The following is a 7,445-nucleotide window of genomic DNA, read 5'->3' as shown; positions in this document are numbered from 1 at the left end:
CGCAGAATCCAGGATCAGAGCAGCCCCCACAGCCACACAGACTGGCACCGGTCAATCCCTGGCATAACCCAGCACCACAGGTGAAAACGACCTCTGAGAGCCGTTCTCAAAAGGGTCCCCGCGCGGGAGCCGGCCCCGGCCGGTGACCTGGTCCTCGACGCGGTGAATCATCTGGTGATCGTGGGCGGTACCCGTGTCGCCCTGTCCCCCACCGAGTTCCGGCTGCTGGCCACGCTCGTCGCCGCGGACGGCGCCCTCGTACGCCGCCGTGACCTGGTGCGGACCGGCTGGCCCGAGGGCGCGCAGGTCAGCGACAACACCCTGGACCAGTACCTGAGCCGGCTGCGCCGCAAACTGCGGGAGGCCGGCAGCGGCCGGACGATCGGCACGGCACGCGGTATCGGGCACCGCCTGTCGTGAACCGTGCCTCGCGTGTCCTGCGGCGCCTCGCCCCGCGCACTCTCCGCGGCCGCCTCTCCCTGGTGGCGCTGACCACCGCCGCCCTGCTGATGACGATCCTGACCGTGCTGTTCAACGCCGTGATGGACCGGCACCTGCGGCATCAGGCGGACGACGAACTGCGCAACCGGGCGGCGGCCGTCGCCACCACCGTCGACACCAGCGGACGCCGGGTACGCGTCCTGGAAACCGTCAACGACCGCCTCCTCGACACGAACGTGTGGATCTACGCCGGCACCCGTCTGCTGGAGAAGCCGCCGTCCGCCACCGCGGGCAGCCCGCAGGACCGGGCCGCCGGCCGGCTGGCCGCCCGGGGCGGGGACGGCTGCGCGACCGTCCGGGACCACGGCCGCCGGCCCGTCCGGCTGTGCTCCCGGCCCGTCCCCGGCCGTCGCGCCGGCGCCACCGTCGTCACCGCCCTGGACCTGACCCCGTACCGCAGCTCGGCCGACACCCTGCTGGTGGGGTCGCTCCTGCTGGACGTGGTGATGCTGGGCTGCACGTACGTGCTCACCCGCCTGTCCGTCGGCCGGGCCCTGCGCCCGGTGCGGACGATGACCGACCAGGCCGCGCAGTGGAGCGCGGTGGGCTCGGACGAACGCTTCGGCACGGCGGACCACCCGGCCGAACTCGCCCGCTTGGGTACCTCCCTGGACGCGCTCCTGGACCGCATACGTACCGTCCTGCGCCACGAGCGGCAGCTCACCGGAGAGCTGTCCCACGAACTGCGCACACCGCTCACCCGGATCGTCATGGAACTCGACTGGTGGCGGGCGCGCCCCCGCACGGAGGCCGAGACCAGCGCCGCCCAGGAGACGATCGCCGAGGCCGCCCGGTCCATGCGCACGATCTGCGACACGCTCCTGGACGACGCCCGCGAGAACGCGCTGACCCCCGCGACGGCCCCCGGAACGACCGACGTCGTGCCCGTACTGGACGGGCTGCTCCGGCGCCTCGACACACCGGGCCGGGTGAGACCGGCGCTGGAGACGCGTACGGCGGTGCTGGAGGCGGGAGTCGCCCCCGCCCTGCTCGAACGCATCCTCGGCCCGCTGCTCGGCAACGCCGCCCGCTACGCCCGCTCGCGGGTGACCGTGTCCGCGTGGGGCGTCCCCGGTGGCGTGCGGATCGACGTCGTCGACGACGGCCCCGGTGTGCCGGAGACGTTCGGGGACGAGCTGTTCCAGCCGGGCCGGCGCGCCGACCCCGGCGACGGGCACGACGGCGCGGGCCTGGGGCTGCCGCTCGCGCGGCGCCTGGCCCGCGCCGTCGGCGGTGAGGTGTCCCACGACCCCGGGCACCGGCCCGGGGCCAGGTTCACGGTCAGCCTGCCCGCCGGGTGACCGGCTCCCGCTCCTCTCCCGCCGGCCGGGCGGCGGAACGGCGTTCACGCAGCTGGGCGTACGCCATCAGCGCGAACAGGACGGCGAGGAGAACGGCGGAGGAGCCCGCCGTACCCAGGTCGAGGCCGCCCTTGGCGACCGGCTTGGTGAGGAAGTCACCCGCGGTGGCGCCCAGCGGGCGGGTGAGGACGAAGGCGATCCAGAACAGCAGGACGTTCGGCACCGCGGGCACCTTCATCAGCGCCAGGAGCACGCCGAGCAGCCCGGTCACGAGCAGTGCGCCACCGGCGTAGCCGAGGCCGGAGCTGTCCGAGAGGAAGTCGCCCATGGAGGTGCCGAGGGTGTTCGACACGAGGATCGCCGACCAGAACAGGGCCTCGCCCCGGAAGGTGACGATGTCGCGGATCAGGAACGTCATCCCGCTCAGCTTCCAGACGGCGAAGATCGCCAGCAGGATCGAGATCAGGATGGCGGCCCCGGCGGGGTAGCCCAGACCGAGGCCCTGGGGGCCCCGGCCGAGCTCGGTCGCGCCGGCCGAGAGGTACTTGGCGCTGGCGTCGCGGTTCATGAAGTCGGACATCGTGGTGCCGGCCATGCTGGTCGACAGGATCACGGTCCAGTAGAAGAACGGGTTGTACCGGCTGGACCTGAGCTGGACCACCAGCGTCACCACGAAGACCAGGAACAGCGCGATCGTCGTGAGGAAGTAGCCCAGCTTCAGGGTCTGTGCGAAGAGGTCGCCCGCCGTCTCGCCCAGGGTCGTCGCGGCGATCTTCATGATCCAGAACGCCAGGGTGACCTCGGGCAGCTTCTTCATCACCGACCTGGTCGTGTTCGGCGCGCTCGCCGCGCCGAGGTCGGTGAGGACCTCCGGTTGCTCCAATTCGGCTCTCCTGTCCGGTCGAAACGACAGGGCGCCCGGCCCCGGGAAACGGGACGAGCGCCCTGTGAGATCGAGCCGGCCGCCGGCGGCGGCCGTCGTCCCCCACCGTGGCACAAAGGACCTGAACGCATCCTGAACGTCTGCCGCGCGGCAGCTCAGACCGCGTGCCGGGCGGCGGGACCCGGCTCGGTGACGTCCTTGCGCGTCACGCCCAGATACACGACCAGGCCGAGGATCACCGCCAGGAACAGAACACTGGTGATCACCGTGCCCAGACCGAGGGCGCCGTCCCCGGCGGGCTGGGAGAGGTAGTCGCCGACCGAGGCGCCGAGAGGGCGGGTGAGGACGTAGGCGATCCAGAAGCTCCACACCGCGTCCAGCCCCAGCGCGAAGCGGGCGACGGCCACGGCGGCGATGGCCGCGGCGAACAGGGCGGCGGACAGCCAGTAGCCGAGGTCCATGCGCTCGGAGACCAGGTCGCCGGCCGCGGTGCCCAGGGCGAACGTGAACAGCACCTTGATGATCCAGAAGTAGGCGGTGACCTCGGGCACCTTGTTCCGGCGCGGCCGGTGCCGCCCGGGAGCGACGGGCCCGCCGGGCCGGGAGAGCGCGGATGTCTCGGACGTTTCGTGGGTCATGGCAACCGACCGTGCCACCGGACGCCTGAACGCATCCTGACCGCGCACCGCGCCTCTCCCCCGTCGCTCCACGCGCACACCGCCGGGTCGTAGTACCGCGGTACCACCCGTCGCGCGGGCTTCGGCCCCTGGTACCACGGAATCCGGACATTCCGGTCCTAGCGTTGCGGAGGAGGCGCCGGGCGGGCCGGACGCCCCGGCCTCCGAACGAGGGAGAACGCGAATGATCGACGCAGAGCAGCTCACCAAGAGGTACGGGGAGAAGACGGCCGTCGACGGGCTGGGCTTCACCGTGCGACCGGGGACGGTCACCGGGTTCCTGGGGCCCAACGGCGCGGGCAAGTCCACGACGATGCGCATGGTCGTCGGGCTCGACGCGCCGACGAGCGGGTCCGTCACGGTGAACGGACGGCGCTACGCCCGCCACCGGGCACCGCTGCAGGAGGTCGGAGCGCTGCTGGAGGCGAAGTCGGTCCACCCGGGGCGCTCGGCCCGCGGCCACCTCAGGGCCCTCGCGCTCACCCATGGCATTCCGCGCCGCCGGGTCGACGAGGTCGTCGAACTGGCCGGTCTCGGCAGCGTCGCGAAGAAGCGGGCCGGCGCCTTCTCCCTCGGCATGGGACAGCGGCTGGGCATCGCCGCCGCGCTGCTGGGCGACCCGCAGACGGTGATGCTGGACGAGCCCGTCAACGGGCTGGACCCCGAGGGTGTGCGCTGGATCCGGAACCTGCTCACCTCCCTCGCGGCCGAGGGGCGCACGGTCTTCGTCTCATCGCACCTGATGAGCGAGGTGTCGCTGGTGGCGGACCACCTGATCATCGTCGGCCGCGGCCGCCTGCTGGCCGACACGACCGTGCGGGACCTGGTCCGCGCGGCGGGCGGCGACAGCGTGCAGGTCGCGACGGCCGACCCCACCCGGCTGCGGGACGTGCTGGCCGGTCCCGGCGTGGAGATCACCGGCCGCATCGGCTCCGAGGAACTTCAGGTGACCGGGGTGTCCGCGCGCGAGATCGGGCTGAAGGCGGCCGAGCACGGGATCCCCCTGTTCGAACTGACCTCGAGGGCGGTGTCGCTGGAGGAGGCGTTCATGGAACTGACCCGGGACGCGGTGGAGTACCACGGCGCCACGACCGGCACCGAGACCAGCGGGAGCGCGGCATGAGCACCCTCACGGCGACACCCGGGACACCCGAGACCCCCGGGACACCCGGATCCCCCGGGACCGCACCGGCCGCCCAGGGCCGGCCCGCCTACCGGGTGACCGGCCGGCGCGTGCTGTCCTCCGAGTGGGCCAAGCTCTGGTCCCTGCGCTCCACCTGGATCACCCTCGGCCTGGGCCTGCTGTTCCTCGTCGCCTTCGGCGTCATCGCCGCGAGCCACTACAGGTCGGGGCTCGGCTCGGGCCGGCCCGCGGAACGCGACTTCGCCGACGCGACGGCCGTCAGCCTGTCGCTGTTCGGCACGAACTTCGCCCAGTTGGCCCTCGGTGTGCTCGGCGTGCTGGTCACGGCGGGCGAGTACTCCACCGGGATGATCCGCTCGACCATGGCCGCGGTGCCGCGCCGGCTGCCCGTGCTGTGGTCCAAGGCGGCGGTGTACGGACTGGTCGCACTGGTGGTCGCGACCGTGGGCGCGTTCGCCGCCTTCCTCGTCGGAAGCCGGATCGTCTCCGGCACGCCGGCCGCCGTGAGCCTCGGCCACGCCGGTGTCGTACGCAGCCTGCTGGGCGCCGGGCTCTACCTCGGCCTGGTCGGCGTGATCGGCACCGCCCTGGGCGCGCTGCTGCGGTCGGTGGCGGGCGGCATCTCGGTGCTCGTGGCCGCCTTCATGCTCGTCCCCGGACTGGTCTCCCTGCTGCCCAGCTCGTGGCAGGGCGACATCAACCCCTATATGCCGAGCCACGCCGGCCAGTCGCTGTTCGCCCTGACCCACGACTCGACCACCCTGTCGCCGGGCGCCGGACTGCTGGTCTTCCTCGGCTGGACGGTTCTGGCGCTGGCCGGAGCGGCGTACCGGCTGTTGCGCAGCGACGTGTGAGCGGCGGCCGGCCGCATCATGGGCCGATGACCTCCGTGACCGCCGAGGACCTCAGCGGGATGGGGCCGCTGGTCGCCCGGCTCGGCCGGGCCGGCCAGCGGCTCCGGCACTCCGACCGGGCCCGTCCGTGGGTGCTGGACGCCGCCGTGGTGTGCCTGGTGCTCTCGCTGTTCTGCCTGCCGGACCTGCTGCACGCGATCGGCGGGGACGGCGACGGACCGCGCCGGTTCCGCCTGGCGTTCACCCGGCTGCCCGTGGCGGGCATGGCCGCTCTGCAGGCCGGGCTCGTGCTGCCGCTGCTGTGGCGACGCCGGGCACCCGCCGTCGCCTTCGGCGCCGTCACGGCCGTGTTCGTCCTCCAGTGGTCGCTCGGCGCCGCGCTCCGTGCGGACGTCGCGCTCTTCGTCGCCCTGTACAGCCTGGCCCTGCACGGGCGGCTGCGGCAGCTGCCCTGGGCGTGTGCGGTCCTGGCGGGTGCGCTGGGCCTGGTCGCGGCGCGGGTCTCGGCGGCGGTGCCGGTCTCGGACGCGCTCTTCTTCCTGCTCAGCACGGCCACCGCGGCCCTCGCGCTGGGCCTGATGATCCGCATCCGGCGGGCCCAGCTGGCCGGGCTACGGGACCGCGCGGCCCGGCTGGAGACCGAACGCGACCAGCGCGGCAGGCTGGCCGTCGCGGCCGAACGGGCGCGGGTGGCCCGCGAGATGCACGACATCGTGGGCCACAACCTGTCCGTCATCATCACACTCGCCGACGCGGGTGCCTACGCCACCGCCGCCGCCCCGGAGCGGGGGGAGGAGGCCCTGCGCCTCATCGGGGACACCGGCCGCCAGGCCCTGAGCGAACTGCGCCGGGTGCTCGGCGTGCTGCGCGAGGGGGACGGCCCGCGGACCGGGCCCGAGCTGAGCCCGCAGCCGGGTCTCGCGGACATCGACGCGCTGTGCCAGGGGGTACGCGCCGCGGGCCTGGAGGTCGTCTACCGTACGGCCGGTGACGTCGACGCCCTGGACAGCGGGGTGCAGCTCACGGTCTACCGCATCGTGCAGGAGGCTCTGACGAACACCCTGAAGCACGCCGGGGCCGGTGCCCGCGCGCATCTGGCGATCGCCGTGGAGGACGCGCGGCTGACGATCGCCGTCCAGGACTCCGGGCCGCCCGCCGCGGCCGGCCGTCCCGGCGCGGCGAACGAGGAGGGACACGGACTGGTGGGCATGCGGGAACGGGCGGCTCTCTACGGCGGACACGTCAGCGCGGGTCCGCTGGGCACGGGCTGGGCGGTGCGCGCCGCCCTCGACCTCGCTCCCCAGGGCGGTGCCGCCGGGTGACCACCGTGCTCGTCGTGGACGACCAGCCGCTCCAGCGGTACGGCTTCCGGATGCTGCTGGACTCCGTGCCCGGGACGGAGGTGGTCGGCGAGGCCGCGCACGGGACCGAGGCCGTGCGCAAGGCCGCCGAACTGCGCCCCGACGTGGTCCTGATGGACGTGCGCATGCCGGGCATGGACGGCATCGAGGCCACGCGCCGTATCGTCGCCACGGGCGGCCGGTCCCGGGTCCTCGTCCTGACCACCTTCGATCTCGACGAGTACGTCCACGCGGCCCTGCGCGCCGGGGCCAGCGGCTTCCTGCTCAAGGACGCCCGTCCCGAGGAGCTCCTCGCGGGCATCCGTGCCGTGGCCGCCGGCGACGCGGTGATCGCGCCCGCGCTGACCCGCCGACTGCTGCACGAGTTCGCCCGTCTCGTGCCGCCCGGCGGCGACGGCTCCGACGGGGATCCGCGCCTCGGTGCCCTCACCGACCGCGAGCGCGAGATCCTCGTCGCCATCGGCCAGGGCTGGACCAACAGTGAGATCGCGGCGCGTTTCGTGCTGTCGGAGTCCACGGTGAAGACGCACGTCGGCCGTGTCCTGTCCAAGATCGGCGCCCGGGACCGCATCCAGGCGGTGATCTTCGCCTACGACCACGGCCTGGCCCGGCCTCAGGCCGGCTAGCCCCAATGCCGGTGACTTAGATGTCCTGCGTTCGTTGGTTGTGGTGTGGCGAGGGTGGGGCAGGTCAAGTCGCCTGCGGGTGAGCGTTTGTCGGACCG

The 7,445-nt window shown here is 73.3% G+C and carries 7 protein-coding genes and 1 pseudogene; 6 read left to right on the top strand and 2 right to left on the bottom strand.

The genetic code is table 11. The annotated features are described in order from the left end of the window. Window positions 1-132 precede the first annotated feature (132 nt). A pseudogene (locus tag ABZ478_RS39090) lies at window positions 133-420 on the top strand (winged helix-turn-helix domain-containing protein); the annotation flags it as partial. After that, on the top strand, window positions 417-1,802 hold the full coding sequence (locus tag ABZ478_RS39085; RefSeq protein WP_359557541.1) for a HAMP domain-containing sensor histidine kinase: 1,386 nt from the start codon (window positions 417-419) through the stop codon (window positions 1,800-1,802). The pseudogene ABZ478_RS39090 and the gene ABZ478_RS39085, both read left to right, overlap by 4 nt. On the opposite strand, the gene ABZ478_RS39080 is transcribed toward ABZ478_RS39085, so the two are convergent. Both ABZ478_RS39080 and ABZ478_RS39075 read right to left on the bottom strand, forming a co-directional pair. Next, window positions 1,783-2,685 carry a hypothetical protein gene (locus ABZ478_RS39080; RefSeq protein WP_359557540.1) on the bottom strand — a complete coding sequence of 301 codons (903 nt, stop codon included), beginning with the start codon at window positions 2,683-2,685 and terminating at the stop codon, window positions 1,783-1,785. The two genes, ABZ478_RS39085 and ABZ478_RS39080, sit on opposite strands and share 20 nt — an antisense overlap. Before the next feature lie 155 nt (window positions 2,686-2,840). After that, window positions 2,841-3,323: a hypothetical protein gene (locus ABZ478_RS39075; RefSeq protein ID WP_359557539.1), complete on the bottom strand. Its 483-nt coding sequence runs from the start codon at window positions 3,321-3,323 to the stop codon at window positions 2,841-2,843. 223 nt (window positions 3,324-3,546) lie between these two features. Between ABZ478_RS39075 and ABZ478_RS39070 the strand changes: the two genes are divergently transcribed. Genes ABZ478_RS39070 through ABZ478_RS39055 form a run of 4 tightly spaced genes read left to right on the top strand, consistent with a single transcriptional unit; the run spans window position 3,547 to window position 7,347 of the window. Further along, window positions 3,547-4,485, top strand: coding sequence for an ATP-binding cassette domain-containing protein (locus ABZ478_RS39070; RefSeq protein WP_359557537.1), 939 nt, complete (start codon window positions 3,547-3,549; stop codon window positions 4,483-4,485). Further along, window positions 4,482-5,360, top strand: a complete 879-nt coding sequence (locus tag ABZ478_RS39065) for an ABC transporter permease (RefSeq protein WP_359557536.1) — start codon at window positions 4,482-4,484, stop codon at window positions 5,358-5,360. Before ABZ478_RS39070 ends, ABZ478_RS39065 begins: the two co-directional genes overlap by 4 nt. Before the next feature lie 26 nt (window positions 5,361-5,386). Beyond that, the gene (locus tag ABZ478_RS39060) at window positions 5,387-6,682 is read left to right on the top strand and encodes a histidine kinase (RefSeq protein WP_359557534.1); all 1,296 of its coding nucleotides are present in this window, start codon (window positions 5,387-5,389) and stop codon (window positions 6,680-6,682) included. Continuing rightward, entirely contained in the window at window positions 6,679-7,347 is a 669-nt protein-coding gene (locus ABZ478_RS39055; protein ID WP_359557532.1) for a response regulator transcription factor, read from the top strand. The genes ABZ478_RS39060 and ABZ478_RS39055 overlap by 4 nt, the downstream gene beginning before the upstream one ends. Window positions 7,348-7,445: the final 98 nt, after the last annotated feature.

Origin of the sequence: Streptomyces sp. NPDC005706 (assembly GCF_040631045.1) — a bacterium.
In the GTDB taxonomy this organism is placed as follows: Bacteria; Actinomycetota; Actinomycetes; order Streptomycetales; family Streptomycetaceae; genus Streptomyces.
Note: the sequence above shows the minus strand (reverse complement) of the source record. Positions and strands in the feature narration are given on the sequence as shown.